At 46.4% G+C, this 17,959-nt stretch carries 14 protein-coding genes; 8 read left to right on the plus strand and 6 right to left on the minus strand.

The window, feature by feature from the left end:
* Positions 1-94: 94 nt before the first annotated feature.
* The 5 genes from F1644_RS03650 to F1644_RS03670 all read left to right on the plus strand — a co-directional run bounded on the left by F1644_RS03650 (position 95) and on the right by F1644_RS03670 (position 4,641).
* Positions 95-1,273 carry an IS4 family transposase gene (locus F1644_RS03650; RefSeq protein ID WP_168044627.1) on the plus strand — a complete coding sequence of 393 codons (1,179 nt, stop codon included), beginning with the start codon at positions 95-97 and terminating at the stop codon, positions 1,271-1,273.
* Between the two features lie 68 nt (positions 1,274-1,341).
* Positions 1,342-2,631 (plus strand): IS1380-like element IS612 family transposase, encoded by a 1,290-nt coding sequence (locus tag F1644_RS03655; RefSeq protein ID WP_008766692.1) that lies wholly within the window; start codon positions 1,342-1,344, stop codon positions 2,629-2,631.
* A 249-nt stretch (positions 2,632-2,880) separates the two neighbouring features.
* Complete coding sequence (locus tag F1644_RS03660; protein ID WP_229782505.1) at positions 2,881-3,354, plus strand: hypothetical protein; 474 nt, start codon at positions 2,881-2,883, stop codon at positions 3,352-3,354.
* A 5-nt stretch (positions 3,355-3,359) separates the two neighbouring features.
* The gene (locus tag F1644_RS03665) at positions 3,360-3,512 is read left to right on the plus strand and encodes a hypothetical protein (protein ID WP_016270804.1); all 153 of its coding nucleotides are present in this window, start codon (positions 3,360-3,362) and stop codon (positions 3,510-3,512) included.
* A 151-nt stretch (positions 3,513-3,663) separates the two neighbouring features.
* Positions 3,664-4,641 carry an IS982 family transposase gene (locus F1644_RS03670; protein ID WP_065538169.1) on the plus strand — a complete coding sequence of 326 codons (978 nt, stop codon included), beginning with the start codon at positions 3,664-3,666 and terminating at the stop codon, positions 4,639-4,641.
* Between the two features lie 39 nt (positions 4,642-4,680).
* Here F1644_RS03670 and F1644_RS03675 read toward each other — a convergent pair whose 3' ends face one another.
* The 6 genes from F1644_RS03675 to F1644_RS03700 all read right to left on the minus strand — a co-directional run bounded on the left by F1644_RS03675 (position 4,681) and on the right by F1644_RS03700 (position 12,212).
* Positions 4,681-5,220 (minus strand): GNAT family N-acetyltransferase, encoded by a 540-nt coding sequence (locus tag F1644_RS03675; protein ID WP_117616111.1) that lies wholly within the window; start codon positions 5,218-5,220, stop codon positions 4,681-4,683.
* A 261-nt stretch (positions 5,221-5,481) separates the two neighbouring features.
* On the minus strand, positions 5,482-7,275 hold the full coding sequence (locus F1644_RS03680; protein ID WP_032560190.1) for an LTA synthase family protein: 1,794 nt from the start codon (positions 7,273-7,275) through the stop codon (positions 5,482-5,484).
* A gap of 155 nt (positions 7,276-7,430) precedes the next feature.
* Positions 7,431-9,716, minus strand: coding sequence for an outer membrane beta-barrel family protein (locus F1644_RS03685; protein WP_016270806.1), 2,286 nt, complete (start codon positions 9,714-9,716; stop codon positions 7,431-7,433).
* Positions 9,717-9,982: 266 nt separating this feature from the next.
* Entirely contained in the window at positions 9,983-10,258 is a 276-nt protein-coding gene (locus F1644_RS03690) for a hypothetical protein (protein WP_007655485.1), read from the minus strand.
* Positions 10,259-10,552: 294 nt separating this feature from the next.
* Positions 10,553-11,125 carry an Ig-like domain-containing protein gene (locus tag F1644_RS03695; protein ID WP_007655484.1) on the minus strand — a complete coding sequence of 191 codons (573 nt, stop codon included), beginning with the start codon at positions 11,123-11,125 and terminating at the stop codon, positions 10,553-10,555.
* 109 nt (positions 11,126-11,234) lie between these two features.
* Entirely contained in the window at positions 11,235-12,212 is a 978-nt protein-coding gene (locus F1644_RS03700; RefSeq protein WP_065538169.1) for an IS982 family transposase, read from the minus strand.
* A gap of 61 nt (positions 12,213-12,273) precedes the next feature.
* Between F1644_RS03700 and F1644_RS03705 the strand changes: the two genes are divergently transcribed.
* The 3 genes from F1644_RS03705 to F1644_RS03715 are packed head-to-tail and all read left to right on the plus strand — an operon-like array spanning position 12,274 to position 17,864.
* Positions 12,274-13,395, plus strand: coding sequence for an efflux RND transporter periplasmic adaptor subunit (locus tag F1644_RS03705; RefSeq protein ID WP_005809248.1), 1,122 nt, complete (start codon positions 12,274-12,276; stop codon positions 13,393-13,395).
* Positions 13,392-16,505, plus strand: a complete 3,114-nt coding sequence (locus F1644_RS03710; protein ID WP_122350854.1) for an efflux RND transporter permease subunit — start codon at positions 13,392-13,394, stop codon at positions 16,503-16,505. Before F1644_RS03705 ends, F1644_RS03710 begins: the two co-directional genes overlap by 4 nt.
* Positions 16,506-17,864: an efflux transporter outer membrane subunit gene (locus F1644_RS03715; RefSeq protein WP_005809240.1), complete on the plus strand. Its 1,359-nt coding sequence runs from the start codon at positions 16,506-16,508 to the stop codon at positions 17,862-17,864.
* The last annotated feature ends 95 nt before the right edge of the window (positions 17,865-17,959 follow it).

Raw genomic sequence — 17,959 nt, forward strand, 5'->3', positions numbered from 1 at the left:
GTTAAACGATTAATTTTTAGTCAAATATAAGCGTTCATTGATTTTTTGATTTGAAAATGATTTATTAGTCCTGTAGTTTCAACACATCAGGATTATGAATCAAGGCAAGTTTGTATTTTCCCAAGTTGTCGAGTATATACCGCGTTATCAGTTTGATAAACTCGTAAAGCAATATAAAGGAGATTGGCATACCAAAAATCTCAGCAGTTACAATCACCTCCTTCATCTGCTTTTCGGACAGTTGACAGGATGTGATTCTCTGAGGGATATTTGTCTATGCCTCGAAGCCCATAACAAGATGCTTTATCATCTCGGTTTTCGTAAGGCCGTGAACCATACCTCATTGTCTCGTGCAAACGAAAGCAGGGATTATCGCATTTTTGAGGGGCTGGGCCTTTATTTGATTGCCACGGTCAGACCGATGTTCTCAAATATCCAACTGTCTCAAATTACCATTGATAACGTGATATATGCGCTTGATTCCACGACCATATCAACCAGTATAAGGCTTGCAACGTGGGCTTTGGGGAAATACAGCAAAGGAGCTGTCAAGATGCACGCCCTGTTGGATTTGAGAGGCAGCATACCTGCCAATATCCATATCACGGACGGCAAGTGGCATGACAGCAACGAGCTTGATGCACTGGCACCGGAGCCTTATGCTTTCTACGTGATGGATAAGGCCTATGTTGACTTTAAAGCACTTTTCAGATTTCATCAGGCTCAGGCATTTTGGGTATCACGTCCAAAAGAGAACATGAAATTCGAGACTGTCGAGCAGATGGATATTTCCGATGTCAAGTCTGGCGTACTGGAAGACTCCCGTATAAGGGTAACGGGGTATAACTCAAGCAAGCTGTATCCCGAAGCCATGAGATTTGTCCGCGTTTATGACCCTGATAATGATACTATTGTGGACTTTATATCCAATAACTTTGAAGTCAGTGCCTTGGAAATATCCAACTTGTACCGCCATCGATGGGATATAGAGGTATTCTTCAAGTGGATTAAACAGAACATTACCGTAAAAACTCTGTGGGGATATTCGGAAAATGCTGTCAAAATCCATCTTTGGGCTGCCATCATATCGTATCTGACAGTAGTAAGAATAAAGGTTGCCAGCAACAGCCCTTATTCAATCACCGAGGTGGCTACCCTGATTAGAATATCCGCGTTGGAAAGGACTGACCTGCGGTCGTTGATAACCAAGCTAGACTCATCAATCATTTCAAACCAAAATGTCAAAGAACTCTCGTTATTTGATGATATTTAAAACTAATGCGATTTTATCGCACCAGTAGTATGTTGCAATTAGAAAACAAGCGAAAATCGTAACAAGGCATGGCAAAGGTACAAATAAAATCTGAGAAACTCACACCTTTTGGAGGAATTTTTTCAATCATGGAGAAATTTGACTCCATGCTTTCACCCGTTATCGACTCAACACTGGGTCAGAGATGCCGCAGTATCATCGGATATCAGTTCAGCGAGATAGTCCGTTCGCTGATGAGCGTTTATTTCTGTGGCGGCTCATGCGTGGAAGACGTAACGTCACAACTGATGCGCCATCTCTCGTATCATCCTACCCTTCGTACATGCAGCTCTGATACCATCCTCAGAGCCATCAAGGAACTGACAAAGGAAAACATCTCCTATACTTCCGACCAAGGCAAGACCTATGATTTCAATACTGCAGACAAACTCAACACATTGCTTATAAACGCTTTGGTTTCTACAGGCGAGTTGAAGGAAATTGAGGAATACGATGTTGACTTTGACCATCAGTTTCTTGAAACGGAGAAGTATGATGCAAAACCGACCTACAAAAAGTTCCTCGGCTACAGGCCTGGCGTATATGTTATCGGTGACAAGATAGTCTATATCGAGAACAGCGATGGCAACACGAATGTGCGTTTTCATCAGGCAGACACCCATAAGAGATTCTTCGCTCTTCTGGAATCCCAGAACATCCGTGTAAATCGCTTCAGGGCAGACTGCGGTTCCTGCTCGAAGGAAATCGTCAGTGAGATAGAGAAGCATTGCAAACATTTCTACATCCGTGCCAACCGATGCAGTTCGCTCTACAATGACATCTTTGCTCTGAGAGGATGGAAGACGGAGGAGATTAACGGCATCCAGTTCGAACTCAATTCCATTCTCGTTGAGAAATGGGAAGGCAAGTGCTATCGTCTTGTCATCCAGAGACAAAGACGCAACAGTGGCGACCTTGACCTGTGGGAAGGCGAATACACTTACCGTTGTATTCTGACCAACGATTACAAGTCATCGACAAGGGACATTGTTGAATTCTACAATCTGCGTGGCGGCAAGGAACGTATCTTTGACGACATGAACAACGGATTCGGTTGGAGCAGGCTCCCCAAGTCATTCATGGCGGAGAATACTGTCTTTCTTCTGCTTACTGCATTGATACACAATTTCTACAAGACCATCATGAGCAGGCTTGACACCAAGGCTTTTGGGCTCAAGAAAACGAGTCGCATAAAGGCTTTTGTCTTCAGATTCATCTCCGTACCTGCCAAGTGGATCATGACTGCAAGGCAATACGTGCTGAATATCTACACAGAGAACCGCGCTTATGCAAAACCCTTCAAAACAGAATTCGGATAAGAATCCTTTCTTTCCGGTTAGAATCTGCGTATTACCTCAAGTCGCATCGTGGGGTAAGGGGATGTTGGCTACATATTGATGTTGTGCTGTTGCTTTTTACTGAAAGCTACTACTAACGACTCATAAATCTACCCTTAATCGTGTATTGGATGATAGTTGCGGATTTTAGGGTTAGGAATCCCTGTTGACCGTTCATCCTTACATAAAGGCGAATATCGCGTTGGCGGAGTTATTCATCGGTTTGACAAGGTGAATGTTTGGGGTCGTGGCAGACAGGAGAACATCATAGGAGTTGGCGTATCGAACTATGCTGAAGTTAAAACGGCATATTCTCCAAACGAGAGATGGAAATTGGGCATAAGCCTCTATGCGCACAAACTGAGTATTCCTCGTTCGAGTAGCAATACATTCGGAATGGGAGCCGATGTTTCCTATAAATTCTATCCCAAAACATCGCTTCATCTCTTTGGTACATACTATCTGTTGGATATGAAACCGAAGAGGTGTTTAGACGGCTATCATTATGGCGGTTATCTGTCTTTTGATTTGGCAGAACGATGGTCAATGGATGTGGGCATGAGACGTTATGGAAACAACTTGTTCCACCAGCAATGGACTGTGCCGATTATACGTCCGTCGTATAAGCATAACGGCAGCGAAATAAACGCTGATTTTGGTGGGATGTTCCAGCAAATCCTGAAAGGTTTATTCTTTAATCATTGACAAGTATGAAACAGAAAAAAAGCAAAATAACGATTATTGCAGTATGGATTCTGCTATGCGGATGCGTGGTATGTATGGAGTCGTGTAGCCATCTGCTATACAATCCGTCCAACAAGGCGGAACAAGTGACAGTGACTATTAAACAGCCCATAAAATAAAGTTCATATGATTATGCGATAATCTAAAATAAGATTGCAAAACCCGTAAGAAAGTTATTTCAAATAATGAATATGGCGTTTCGGATGCTGTTTTCGCCGTTTTAGATAAAATGTAACCCGTTGGTTGAATTAAAATTCTAAATATTTACAAATGAAAAAGTTGCACAATTTGCGGATTATTATTAAATTAGTGGTAACCACACCGTTAACTACTATTGCACTGCTTATGCGCAACTTCATAGCAAATTTCGTCAGAATCCTCGGAATCTGCAAGGATTTTGCCGGAAATCGAGTTAATGAACATGGAAACGTACCCAGGTGCGGTGTTGTTCCCAAGTTTTCCGACCTTGAAGTCATTGCTCTCGGGATAACCGCCGAGTCCTTCGGCTTCGACAGCGAGAATCTTCTTTTTTATCGTCTGCACCATGAGTGTAAGGAGGATTTGCCTAACCTGATCAGTCGCAGACAATTCAATGCCCGACGCAAGCTCACGGCCCGACTTGCAGAAGAAATCCGCAAGGATGTAGCCAGAGCTATTGATGGCCCCGAAGATGTATTCTGCATTGATTCTAAACCAGTAAAGGTATGCCGGAACGCACGGGCCAAACGATGCACCATGGGACAAGACAATCCCGATGCTGCTCCCGACTGGGGATACTGCGCTTCGCAAGGCTTGCATTATTATGGCTATAAGCTCCATGTTGTCTGCGGAATACTTGGTGTTATCCATTCCTTTGACATGACTGCCGCAAGTGTTCATGACCTTCATTTTCTCAAGGACGTACGCTGGGAATATCATGATTGCATGATGCTTGGAGACAAAGGCTATCTCTGTGCTGAGATTCAGAAGAATCTCTTTGAGGCAGCAAATATCACTCTTGAAGTTCCATATCGGCTGAATCAGAAAAACTGGCATCCGCCTACATGGGCATACAAGAGATTCCGTAAACGTATCGAAACGATATTTTCCCAGCTCAACGACAATCTTATGATGATACGAAACTATGCAAAACAATCCTGCGGTCTTTTCACCCGCATAGCAGGCAAAATAGCAGCAATGACGTTCATGCAATATGTCAATTTCGTTAATCATCATCCGATTGGGCGGATAAAATATTCTCTAATTTAATTCAACCAACAGGTATTAATTCATAATAGGTTTGGTGTGTCACCACTGACGGATGGTATTCCACTCTTTTTCGAGAATGGCATAAACACAGGTATCTTCATATTTTGGGGAGCCGTCAGGATTGTTTACGAATGTCACAAACTCTTTGAAACATCCTTCGCGGCGCATACCAAGACGTTCGCATAAGCGTTTGGAGCGGATATTGTCATCTTCCACAAATCCATAGATACGCCGTGCGCCCGCCTCCCGGAAAAGATAATCCAACAATCCGGCTGCCGCTTCACAAGCGAATCCTTTGCCTTCAAAACGTTTGTTGAAATGCCACCCCACATTATAAGTGTCCTCATTCTCACGCAAAGCAAACACGTCACCGATAATAAAGTCATCTTTTTTCAGACTCACCGCATAGCGCAGCATGTCTTTCGGGGAATACTGCATATATGCCCATGCCGCCTCTTCGGAACAAAGGCGGTCTCCGGCAAAGCAATTCACACGAGGATTAGAAAGATACTCCAACAATCCTTCGGCATCCTTCTGCTTGAAATTTCGAATGATAATTCGTTCGGTTTCGATATATATTTCCTTTTGCTCCATGTCCTGTGGGATTATTTGCAAAACGTACCAATCAAAAGCGACAAAGCGATTGCCGCAATGACAATTGCTTCAATCGCCATGATTGCAATGAACATATCTATTGACAGCCGTTTAATCGTTTCGATAATCATGTTATTCATTTTTTAGGTGCAAAATTATTTCGTATCCGAGGTCGTAGCAATCGGAATACAATCGAAACAGAGAAAAACACGCCTGAAACAACAAAAATGACTTCCGAAGTATCGGCTATCGTAGATCTTTCAATTTATCGAATCGTATTATCCGGTCAGAGATTACTTGAGATTGCTGCATCCGTAAAAGTTCATCCGCAGATATATGCAAGGTATCACCTTCTATTTTTCTTTTCGGACTGATGGCAATGCCCGGCTTTCGAGGGTCAAGAATGCTTTGACCAATACCGCTCCATCGGAATTTTTCCAGACCGAGTAAATTCAGAAGAGTAGGATATATGTCAATCTGTCCCATAACTTTGAGATAGTGCATCGGAACAGGAGAGTTCAATACTATGAATGGTGTGAACTCGTCTTCGGAAATTATTCCTTTCCCAGCCTTTGTATGGCACAGTTCTTTCCGGTGGTCTGCCAAGCCCTCGTGGTCACCGGTTATTACAACCATTGTACGTTCATATTCGGGACGGTTTTTCAGATATTCCACGAATTTCCCGATAGCTTCGTCTGTATAATGCGCCACTGTCATATAGTCTGCCATGATTTCGGGAACCCGATTAGAGAAATGAACGGTTTTAAGCGATTCGGGCATCTTGAACGGTGAATGACCGGAATAAGTGACCATCTGGATAAATACGTTTTCACCGGAGTGCCAAACTTCTCCTTTTTCAATCTTTTCCATGCATTGGGCAAAAAATGCCTTATCACCCAGTCGCTTCCGATTTCCGAATGTTTCTGTCATTCGGAAATCGGGATAAGAGATAATTGTGTCTATCCCGAAACTCCGTGCCACTGCTCCTTGGTTCCATGTCTTTGTCTTGTCCACCGTGAGAAGATAGTTACGTGCGCCTTTCAGCTCCTTCATAGCTTTGGGCAAAGTGTGGTATGTATTGAAAGGGAAACGGCAACTGTATGCGCCGGTCTGCAATGGCAACAGACCGGCAAGCATAAGCAACTGGGCGTCAATGGAACGCCCTCCGTTGACTTGTGTAAGCACATGGGGCGCATACAGCGTGGATGGCTCTTTGAGGAGCTTGTTAAGGTAAGGTGTGATTTCCTGATTTTCGACCGTAAGATTCAACACCCAACTTTCCAGTGATTCAGCCAAAATAAGGATGCAGTTGTCCCTGCATTCAATGTCCGGTACGGGAACAAGCGGCGGTCTTCCGGAGAGCCAGATATGAATCTCACGCTCCTGTTCTTCTGTAAGTTCGGGCAACTCCTCCGCATAATCAAAATAAAGTGTGCCGAACAGCGTGTAGAGTGGCGGGCCACTGGCGTGTTGATGTGCGGATGACCTCAATGCCCTGTATATCGCAATGAAACCTCCCCGGACGGATAAATTGATACTTAACAGGGCACATGAAAAAATCAGCAATACGAAATATGTCCGTCTGCTAAATCGCAATGTGATTTTCTGCCGGCAACCTATCCGAAATGTAAGGAATACGGTGACGACTGTCGAAATTGGGAACAATAAATCACACCATCGTAACGAAGCGGTCACGCTTGGCAGGAAGTCTGCAAGATTTCCCGCCAACATATAACTTGACAGAGGAATGGCTGAAAAATAGGTACGGTAATACATCAGGTTGGCAACCATCCATATATCCAGCACAGACATGACAAGCACGCCTGCCGCAATATGCCTTGTCAATATATAAGGGACAGACAACAGAAGGGTTGCCACAAAAGCAGTGGCATACGATTCCCAGCATGAAAAAGGTGTAAAGGTGGTGTAATAACACCATATTGCATTGAACAGGAGAAACTTGAAAAATATTCCTGCTACTGGAATGACGGACAGCATCTTGTTGTCCGTGACATCCCTTTCTTGTTTACCAACAGTCATTGGCTAATTCAGTTTAGCGATTCTTCCTAATTATTTTTCACTACACAGAGAACGATAATATCTTGTCTCATAAGATAAAATATATCACCATCAATTATTTTAATCTGGGTTGCTCTCAAAACAGTCCGGATAGTTGCATTCATGCTAAATACGATTCATAATTTTCCTCTTCGTTTTGTCTGCTGTTTTACGATACGACTGTCCCCCATTTCAAATGAATCCGATACGGTTTTTTCTGTATATTTCCTACTTTTTCCACCAAACGTATAAGTGATACCTATGGTGATGTCCTGCATGGGTTCAATGAATCGTGATATATTCGTGAAGTCCTTGGTGCGAGATACCGACTCCCAATACATTTTACCACCATGACCTAAACCGCTCATGCCACTGATAGCCACATCCAGTTTGTCATTGAGGAAGGAGCGTGCGAGTGTTGCGCTTATCATCATCATACCCGAATCGTAACCTTGGAGAGAGTACCGACGCGACATCCATTCCAGATTACTGCTCCATTTCAACTGCCAAGGCAGATTCTGTTGCCACCCCAGATTCAGGTTACCATGCCAACCATAGTTACGGGCATCAATCTCCCGGCTTCGCATGTCACTATAGCCCACCTCTCCATTCAGCATCAAGCGGGTTGAACGTGTCGCATTCCATGAGGCATAAGCATTCAGCGATGTCTTGCGATTTCTGGCTATATTGCCAAAGGTGGTATTTATACGCCCGTCCTTCATTGATGAATACCGGACAATACCATCGTTACTCCATGAATGATTGAGGCTGATTCGCATTGCTAACGTATTTGCCCTCAACGTATGTACAATAGCCAGATTATTTAGATGTTGTGCTTTCAGGTTGGGATTGCCATACGAAAGCTGGGTAGGGTCGGACTTATTGACATATGGGTCGAGTTCATTGATTCTTGGCCGACGTATACGCATGGTGTAGCTCACGCCAAATGTGCTGTTCTCCTTAGCTTTGGCAGTAAGAGAGACGGATGGTACGAGGTCGCCATAGTGAAGCGAGAATTTACTCCCTTCTCCCTTCAGATAGCGTGATTTCTGCCAGGTATGTTCATAGCGAAGGCCCTCCTTCAAGCCCAGCCATCCCCATTGAGCCTCCCATTCGGCATACAGGGCGGCTATGTTTTGAGATTGTCGGTAGTGCATGGCAGCCGCCTTTTGTTCCACGAAACCGCCATTCAAAAAGCGCATTTCGGTAGCCTGACTCTCTCCACGGTCGAAGGAGAACTTCACACCGGTGTTGAGTTGTTGATGCCGGGTAAGCGGAATGGTAAGGTCGGTGGATAGGTGGTGTTGTGTGGTGCGATCACAAATTTCTGTCCGGATGTCCTTCACAGTGGAAGTGATTTCGGGGTGCAAGGAGGTGTCAAGACCATCGTATCTGTTCTCTGTATCATTTCGGTTGGGAGCATGGCTTATCTGATAACTCGCAAACAGCCTGCCCCTGTCACCCCACTGACGTTGGTAATCGATGCCTCCATCTACCGAAATCTCGTTCATATTCATCTTCTGACTACCACTGAAAGCCATCTCCTGTCCCCACATACCGCCTGAGTAAAGATAGGAGGGACGGCTCTTTTCTTTTGTAGCAAACCAAGTCGTGGACATGGAAACATGGAGTGATTGGACGGAATCAATCTCGTATCCCACACCAACTTCGCCCATTGAGAATGGCATTTTCGATGAGGACTTTTGTCGCATCCATTGACGTGTCCCGTTGCCGGTCACCTCCGATTCTACAATGATACCCGTTGAATACATATATTCTCCGTTCAAATTTACGTCATACGACCATTTGCCTTGTTGACCGGAGAGACTGGCGTCAACTCCGTTGCTCAGAATACCTGTCAGAAGGTGTACGGAGCCACTTGTGGCTCCGTCATACCCGTCATCTTCTAATGCCAATGCTTGTTTGGCACCACCTTTCTTGGTGGTGATGCAAAGGACACCTCCAGTTCCCTCTGCATCATACTGGGCACCTGGATTGGTGATAACTTCAATGTTCTTCACGTGACTGGCAGGCATACTGCGTAACGTCTGTTTTGGATTGCGAGTGATGACAGTACTCAATCTTCCGTCCACATAAACCTTGAACTGTGCGGAGCCGTTTACCATGATATTGTTTCGTCCGTCCACGGTCACCATAGGAACCTTGCGCAGTATGTCCAATACACTGCGTGTCTTTGACTCCACATCATTACTCACCTGATAAGTCACCTTGTCGGTTTTTAGTTTGACTATCGGGATCTGATGCACGATGACAACCTCCTCAAGGTGCTGTGTCGGATAAACAACTATCGTATCTGCCTTTTCCTCGATTACCCCCTGTGCACTTACCCCCATAGGTAATCCTATAGCTGTTAGCAGGAATGCCTTTGCCGCCATGCCAATATTTGATTTCTTACTATGCATTTTTGCCAAAATATTTATGTTATCAAAATAACGAACCGTATCCGATTGTCAGCCATATTCTTTCCCCATTTGCTGCTGCCATTAATGTTTGCATTCCAGTAATTTATCCCCAGATAAAACGCAAGATTATCCCACTTCATAATAATTTTCAGAAAACATAAGGATGAAGTGAATACACCGAGCCCACATGTAAATGCAGTCATTAATAATTAATTGGGGGCAACATGATGATCTGAATAAAGACAACGCCTCACAGTATGTCAATATTACTTATTATCCTCTCCGTTTTTATTGACTTTATTTGCTTTTCCTTTGAGGATCTCAGGTTGGTTGGCAAGTATCCACAAAAAATGAGGGAAAGGCAATACCAATTTTACAGTGTTCCCATCTTTTGTTGTTTCCATCTTTTTCTTAAATATAATGTAACTATTATCTTTTGAAAATCGTCCTTTGGGAGAATGCGTTGATAAAACCAGAAGTTCCAACAGTTTTTCAAATAACTCTTGCTCTTCTATGAGTTTCAAAGGAAGTGGATTTTCCATTTTGAACTATTGACGTTATTTAATAGTATATCCAAAACTTAGGTAAGGATACAATAACGGGGTCTTATATAATCCATGTTTATCTCCAAAATTATTACTGACCCTTATCCGTAGCAGCATGAACGGCAATTTGTCATGCAAATAACTAATAAAAAGACAATTGTCAATACGACTCCTTTTTCGATATCCCATTACTCCATTCATTTTTGTTAGCAAACCATAATACATAACAATCCTATTGGAAAGAAAAAATACATGCGTTTCTTCTTCCTTCCCAATAGGATTTTTAACACTTTATTTTACTGTAACTGAAATAGTTCCAGCTTTCTTATCCTTATCAGTAACAGTCACTGAAGTGCTGCCAGCCTTGACACCTTTGATAATAATCTTTCCATCTTTGATTGTGACTGTGGCAATTTTCGTGTCCTTGGCGGTTGCTGTAAAAGGAGCGGAACCACCTTTTACAGTGACAGTCTCTTCCTTCCCGGCAGTTACGGATATAGACTTTTTATCGAAATCAAGTTCGGATGCCATATCTTTGACCATCACAGGAACCTTTCCTGTAAGTTTCTTTGAGTCGGAGATGAGTATGGTCGCTGTACCATTTTTGACACCGGTAATTGTAATAGTGTTCTTGTCTGCTTTAGCTGTTGCAATCTTGCTATCACTTGAGGTCACTGTAAATGGAGCCGTGCCACCGCTTACAGTCACCGTTGCTGTTTTACCGGGAGCCACTTCTACCTTAGAAGGGGTGCACTTGAGATCTGGAACTTTGGGGTCATCGTTCTTATCGCAGGAACCCATGGTTACTGCAAGAACACAGGCGAAAAACGCCATAGTGAATTTGATAAATTTTACTTTTTTCATTGTTCTTTTTTTTAAAACCTTGTTGTTTTGTTGAACGCTCTTTTATGCAATTGCAAAACAAAAGTAGTACTTCAGTGTAAGCTCTTCAATTACATACCTGTTGGTTGAATTAAATTAGAGAATATTTTATCCGCCCAATCGGATGATGATTAACGAAATTGACATATTGCATGAACGTCATTGCTGCTATTTTGCCTGCTATGCGGGTGAAAAGACCGCAGGATTGTTTTGCATAGTTTCGTATCATCATAAGATTGTCGTTGAGCTGGGAAAATATCGTTTCGATACGTTTACGGAATCTCTTGTATGCCCATGTAGGCGGATGCCAGTTTTTCTGATTCAGCCGATATGGAACTTCAAGAGTGATATTTGCTGCCTCAAAGAGATTCTTCTGAATCTCAGCACAGAGATAGCCTTTGTCTCCAAGCATCATGCAATCATGATATTCCCAGCGTACGTCCTTGAGAAAATGAAGGTCATGAACACTTGCGGCAGTCATGTCAAAGGAATGGATAACACCAAGTATTCCGCAGACAACATGGAGCTTATAGCCATAATAATGCAAGCCTTGCGAAGCGCAGTATCCCCAGTCGGGAGCAGCATCGGGATTGTCTTGTCCCATGGTGCATCGTTTGGCCCGTGCGTTCCGGCATACCTTTACTGGTTTAGAATCAATGCAGAATACATCTTCGGGGCCATCAATAGCTCTGGCTACATCCTTGCGGATTTCTTCTGCAAGTCGGGCCGTGAGCTTGCGTCGGGCATTGAATTGTCTGCGACTGATCAGGTTAGGCAAATCCTCCTTACACTCATGGTGCAGACGATAAAAAAGAAGATTCTCGCTGTCGAAGCCGAAGGACTCGGCGGTTATCCCGAGAGCAATGACTTCAAGGTCGGAAAACTTGGGAACAACACCGCACCTGGGTACGTTTCCATGTTCATTAACTCGATTTCCGGCAAAATCCTTGCAGATTCCGAGGATTCTGACGAAATTTGCTATGAAGTTGCGCATAAGCAGTGCAATAGTAGTTAACGGTGTGGTTACCACTAATTTAATAATAATCCGCAAATTGTGCAACTTTTTCATTTGTAAATATTTAGAATTTTAATTCAACCAACGGGTAATTAATACAAAACAAGAAGAAAATATGAACAAGCAATTCATTATCACGAATTTCGCCGCATTTGCTCTCATGCTGTTCCTGCCGACCGGATGCAGGCAGGCGGACGGCAAGCAGGATGCGGTGCAGAGTTATCGGGTCATAAAGGTCGCGGCAAGTCCGGTGGAAATCTCCGAGTCCTATTCCGCCGCCATACGCGGACGGCAGGATGTGGACATCCTGCCGCAAATATCCGGGCGCATTATCCGTCTGAAAGTGAAAGAGGGTGAACGGGTGAAGACCGGTCAAGTATTGGCTGTAATTGACCAAGTGCCCTATCGGGCGGCATTACGCACGGCGCAGGCCAATGTCAGCGCGGCACAGGCAAAAGTGGAAACGGCAAGAATCGAGCTGCGGGGCAAGCAGGCATTGTTTGACGAGAAGGTCATATCCGACTACGAGCTTTCTCTCGCCCGGAACCAACTGGCAGTGGCGTGTGCTGAACTCGAACAGGCAAAGGCACAAGAATCGGATGCACGCAACAATCTCTCCTATACGGAAATCAAAAGCCCGAGCAACGGAGTAGTAGGCACATTGCCCTATCGCATCGGTGCGCTTGTCGGTCCCAATATGGCACAGCCTTTCACGGTCGTGTCCGACAATGCGGAGATGTATGCCTATTTCTCCATTTCGGAGAATATGCTACGGCGATATTCGGCTCGCTATGGCTCGATTGACAGCATGATAGCCGGGACGCCGGAAGTGGGCCTGCAACTCAACGACGGCAGCCTGTACAAGGCGAAAGGACGTATTGAAACCGTAAGCGGCGTGGTGGATCCTGTTACCGGAACGGTACAAATCAAAGCCCTGTTCCCCAATCCCGACCGCGAACTGTTGAGTGGCAGCATCGGCAATGTCATCCTTCAAAACCCGAAAACGGAGGCCGTAACCATTCCCATGACCGCCACCGTGGAACTGCAGGACAAGATTATCGCTTACCGTCTGAAAAACGGACAGGCGGAAGCCGCCTATCTCACGGTGGACCGCCTGAACGACGGCAACCGGTTTATCGTAAAAGAAGGTCTTTCGGTCGGTGACACCATTGTCGCCGAAGGCGTGGGACTGGTGAGAGAAGGCATGAGCATAACCCCTAAAAACGAAACGAAATGAACCTGCGATTTTTTATAGACCGCCCGGTGTTTTCGGGCGTTATCTCGGTGGTGATTGTACTGTTGGGCATGATTTCCATGTTTTCCTTGCCGGTGGAACAATACCCCGACATCGCACCTCCGACCATCAACGTATTCGCAACTTATCCGGGAGCAAACGCTGAAACCGTGCAGAAGGCAGTGATAACCCCTCTGGAAGAAGCCATCAACGGAGTGGAAGACATGACCTATATGACTTCCACGGCATCGAATACGGGAGATGCTTCCATCAACATCTATTTCAAACAGGGAACCAACGCGGACATGGCGGCGGTAAACGTGCAGAACCGCGTGAACGGCGCACTGAGCCAACTTCCGGCGGAAGCCACCAAGACCGGTGTCACCACTGAAAAGCAGCAGAATGCCGAACTGATGACTTTCGCGCTCTATTCGCCCGATGACCGCTTCGACCAGACCTTCCTGAACAATTACGTGAAAATCAATGTCGAGCCGAGGCTGAAACGTATCAGCGGCGTGGGAAAGGCACAGTTGTTCGGTTCCAACTACAGCATGCGACTTTGGCTGCGTCCCGACAAGATGGCGCAATACGGGCTTATCCCCGATGACATCTCTGCCGTACTTGCACGACAGAACATCGAGGCCGCCACCGGCTCCTTCGGTGCCAATCATCCTACCGCCAATGAATACACGATGAAATACCGCGGACGCTTGTCCGGAGCGGAAGAGTTCGGTGAGCTGGTCGTCAAGTCACTGCCGGGCGGCAATGTGCTTCGGTTGAAAGAGGTTGCCGATGTGGAACTGGGCGATGAATACTACAACTATTCCTCCGAGGTGAACGGGCATCCGGCAGCTATGATGCTCATCAACCAGAAAGCCGGGTCCAATGCATCAAGCACCATCAAGGAGATTCACGAAGTGCTTGACGACCTTAGCCGGGACTTGCCCGAAGGGACGGAATTCGTGGTGCTTACCGATACCAACAAGTTCCTGTATGCCTCCATCCACTCTGTCCTCCGCACCTTATTGGAAGCGATACTTCTGGTCATCGTGGTGGTGTATGTGTTCTTGCAGGACATCAAGTCAACGCTTATCCCTACCATATCCATCTTCGTTTCCATCATCGGCACATTTGCCGTGATGTCCATGATTGGATTCTCCATCAACCTGCTCACCCTGTTCGCGCTTGTGCTTGCCATCGGAACCGTGGTCGATGATGCCATTGTGGTGGTGGAAGCGGTGCAGGCGAAGTTCGATGAGGGCTATCAATCAGCAGTTCTCGCGGCTGATGATGCCATGAAAGGCGTTTCGTCGGCTATCCTGACCTCTACCATAATCTTTATGGCAGTGTTTTTCCCCGTAGCCATGATGGGCGGGACTTCGGGAGCGTTCTACACGCAGTTCGGTATCACGATGGCTGTTGCCGTGGGAATCTCGGCAGTCAATGCCTTCACACTCTCACCGGCACTTTGCGCGCTGCTGCTGAAACCCTATATCGATGAGCAGGGCAACACTAAGAACAATTTTGCAGCCCGTTTCCGTAAAGCGTTCAATGCCGTCTTCGACAGTCTGAGCCGACGCTATGTACGTGGAGTGATGTTCATTATCCATCGCCGATGGCTGTTGTGGAGCATCATAGGCATTTCTTTCGGGTTGCTGGTGCTGCTGGTCAATGTCACAAAGACGGGACTTATTCCCGAAGAGGACACCGGGACGGTCATGGTGAGCATGAACACGAAGCCCGGCACATCCATGGCTCAGACAAGTAAGGTGATGGAGCGTATCAACAGCCGTCTCGACAGCATCGGCGAGATTGAATACAGCGGTGCGGTAGCCGGTTTCTCTTTCAGCGGTTCCGGTCCCTCGCAGGCGATGTATTTCGTGACACTCAAAGACTGGGAGGATCGTAAGGGAGAGGGGCAGTCGGTGAATGATGTCATCGGAAAGATTTATGCCGCCACTTCAGATATTCCCGATGCCACGGTGTTCGCCATGTCGCCTCCGATGATTGCCGGGTACGGCATGGGAAACGGTTTCGAGCTTTATTTGCAGGACAAGGCGGGCGGAAACATCGCCGCTTTCAAGGAAGAGGCGGACAAGTTTGTCGAAGCCTTGTCGCAACGACCCGAAATCGGCGAAGTCTATTCCTCCTTTGCCACGGACTATCCGCAATACTGGGTGGATATCGATGCCGCCAAATGTGAGCAGTCGGGTGTGTCGCCCGCAGATGTGCTTTCCACATTGTCGGGCTATTATACCGGACAATATGTTTCCGACTTTAACCGGTTCTCCAAGCTCTACCATGTGACCATGCAGGCTCCGGCGGAATATCGTGTGAATGCGGAATCCCTGCACCACATGTATGTGCGCGCCTCCGATGGCGGCATGTCGCCTTTGAGCCGGTTCGTGCGCCTGACCAAGACCAACGGCCCGTCAGACCTCACCCGTTTCAACCTGTTCAACGCCATCTCGATTAGCGGGTCGCCGGCGCAGGGTTACAGTTCAGGGCAGGTGCTCGAAGCCATCGGCGAGACGGCACGTGAAGTGCTTCCGTCAAATTACACATACGAGTTTGGCGGCATTTCGCGTGAGGAAAGCAAGACGACCAACAATGCCACGCTTATATTCCTGCTCTGCATGGTTCTGGTCTATCTGATTCTGTGCGCCTTGTATGAGAGCGTGTTCATACCCTTCGCGGTTCTGTTGTCGGTGCCTTGCGGACTAATGGGCAGTTTCCTGTTTGCGTGGCTCTTCGGTCTGGAGAACAACATCTACATGCAGACCGGATTAATCATGATTATCGGCCTGCTTGCCAAGACCGCCATCCTGCTTACCGAATACGCCGGCAAGCGGCGGTCGGAAGGCATGACGCTGGCACAGGCAGCATACAGTGCGGCAAAAGTCCGCCTGCGCCCTATATTGATGACTGTGCTGTCCATGGTGTTCGGTCTTGTCCCGCTGATGATGGCGCACGGAGTGGGTGCCAACGGCAGCCGTTCGCTTGCCACAGGTGTAATCGGTGGAATGATTGTCGGTACTTTGGCTCTGTTGTTCCTTGTGCCGTCATTGTTTATTGTATTCCAATATATTCAAGAACGTGTTAAGCATAATTAAATGAAGAAGACAGTAATATATATCATATTGTCGGGATGGATGTTTGCCGGTTGTGGCACATACAGCCGGTATCATCGTCCTGACCTCTCAACGGAGAATCTGTATCGGGACGTACCGGCGGACATTGATACAACGACCATCGCGTCCCTGTCGTGGCGGGAAATGTTTACCGACCCGAAACTCCAGTCCTTGATTGAAACCGGACTTGAACGGAACACAGACCTCAATGTGGCACGGTTACGCGTGGAAGCGACAGAAGCCGTCCTGATGACTGCCAGACTATCATATCTTCCATCACTGGGACTGACTGCCGAAGGTAATGCCAATAAACATGACGGAGCAACGGCAAAGACATATAATGTGGGAGCGTCGGCAAGCTGGGAACTGGACATCTTCGGCAAACTTACGGCGGCAAAGCGTGGTGCAGCCGCCGCGTTACAAGGAAGCCGTGCCTACCGGCAGGCCGTACAGACACAGCTTGTCGCCACTATTGCAGACAGTTACTACACCCTTGCCATGCTTGACGCACAAATGGCAATAAGTAACCGGACTTTGGAGAACTGGCGGACTACCGTACGTACTCTTGAAGCGTTGAAAAAAGTGGGGAAATCAAACGAAGCCGGCGTATTGCAGGCAAAGGCGAACGTGATGCGACTCGAAGCATCCCTGTTATCCATACGCAAGAGTATTTCCGAAACAGAAAATGCCCTGTCTGCGATACTTGCCATGCCGTCACACTCGATTGGACGAAGTAATCTGGCCGAGGCTGCTTTCCCCGATACTGTCTCGATTGGAGTCCCTTTGCAACTGCTTTCCAACCGTCCCGACGTGCGTCAGGCTGAAATGGAACTGGCGCAGGCGTTCTACGCCACCAATGCGGCTCGTGCCGCCTTCTATCCCAATATTACCCTCTCGGGGACTCTTGGATGGACTAATAACGGCGGTGGCGTAATCGTAAATCCCGGACAATGGTTGCTCAATGCCATCGGTTCCCTGACACAGCCCTTATTCAACCGGGGCACAAACATCGCCAACTTGAAGATAGCCAAAAGCCGTCAGGAAGAAGCCAAACTGTTGTTCCGGCAATCATTGCTGAACGCTGGAAAAGAAGTGAACGATGCTCTGACTGCATGGCAGACGGCAAAATCGCAAATTGAAATCAATGCTCGACAGGTTGAAACATTATGCGATGCTGTGCGAAAGACAGAATCGCTTATGCGTCATTCCAATGCCACCTATCTGGAAGTGTTGACCGCCCAACAGTCTCTTCTCGAAGCGGAAGTGCAACAGCTACAAACTCGTTTTGAACGCATACAAAGTGTAATCAAACTTTATCATGTGTTGGGAGGAGGAATGTAACTGCAATAAATAGAAAAATTTGAAATTATTATTAGTGTTATTCATCTTGGATATTTTTCGTGATTCTGCCGCATGTAGATATTGTACGAAAGCAA

Origin of the sequence: Butyricimonas paravirosa (genome assembly GCF_032878955.1) — a bacterium.
Classification (GTDB): Bacteria; Bacteroidota; Bacteroidia; order Bacteroidales; family Marinifilaceae; genus Butyricimonas; species Butyricimonas paravirosa.

Bases quoted from the DNA above. Each gene is read 5' to 3' on its own strand.
- F1644_RS03650 (WP_168044627.1), top strand. From the start codon at position 95: ATGAATCAAGGCAAGTTTGTATTTTCCCAAGTTGTCGAGTATATACCG.
- F1644_RS03655 (WP_008766692.1), top strand. From the start codon at position 1,342: ATGGCAAAGGTACAAATAAAATCTGAGAAACTCACACCTTTTGGAGGA.
- F1644_RS03665 (WP_016270804.1), top strand. From the start codon at position 3,360: ATGAAACAGAAAAAAAGCAAAATAACGATTATTGCAGTATGGATTCTG.
- F1644_RS03670 (WP_065538169.1), top strand. From the start codon at position 3,664: ATGAAAAAGTTGCACAATTTGCGGATTATTATTAAATTAGTGGTAACC.
- F1644_RS03680 (WP_032560190.1), bottom strand. From the start codon at position 7,275: ATGACTGTTGGTAAACAAGAAAGGGATGTCACGGACAACAAGATGCTG.
- F1644_RS03685 (WP_016270806.1), bottom strand. From the start codon at position 9,716: ATGCATAGTAAGAAATCAAATATTGGCATGGCGGCAAAGGCATTCCTG.
- F1644_RS03690 (WP_007655485.1), bottom strand. From the start codon at position 10,258: ATGGAAAATCCACTTCCTTTGAAACTCATAGAAGAGCAAGAGTTATTT.
- F1644_RS03695 (WP_007655484.1), bottom strand. From the start codon at position 11,125: ATGAAAAAAGTAAAATTTATCAAATTCACTATGGCGTTTTTCGCCTGT.
- F1644_RS03700 (WP_065538169.1), bottom strand. From the start codon at position 12,212: ATGAAAAAGTTGCACAATTTGCGGATTATTATTAAATTAGTGGTAACC.
- F1644_RS03705 (WP_005809248.1), top strand. From the start codon at position 12,274: ATGAACAAGCAATTCATTATCACGAATTTCGCCGCATTTGCTCTCATG.
- F1644_RS03710 (WP_122350854.1), top strand. From the start codon at position 13,392: ATGAACCTGCGATTTTTTATAGACCGCCCGGTGTTTTCGGGCGTTATC.
- F1644_RS03715 (WP_005809240.1), top strand. From the start codon at position 16,506: ATGAAGAAGACAGTAATATATATCATATTGTCGGGATGGATGTTTGCC.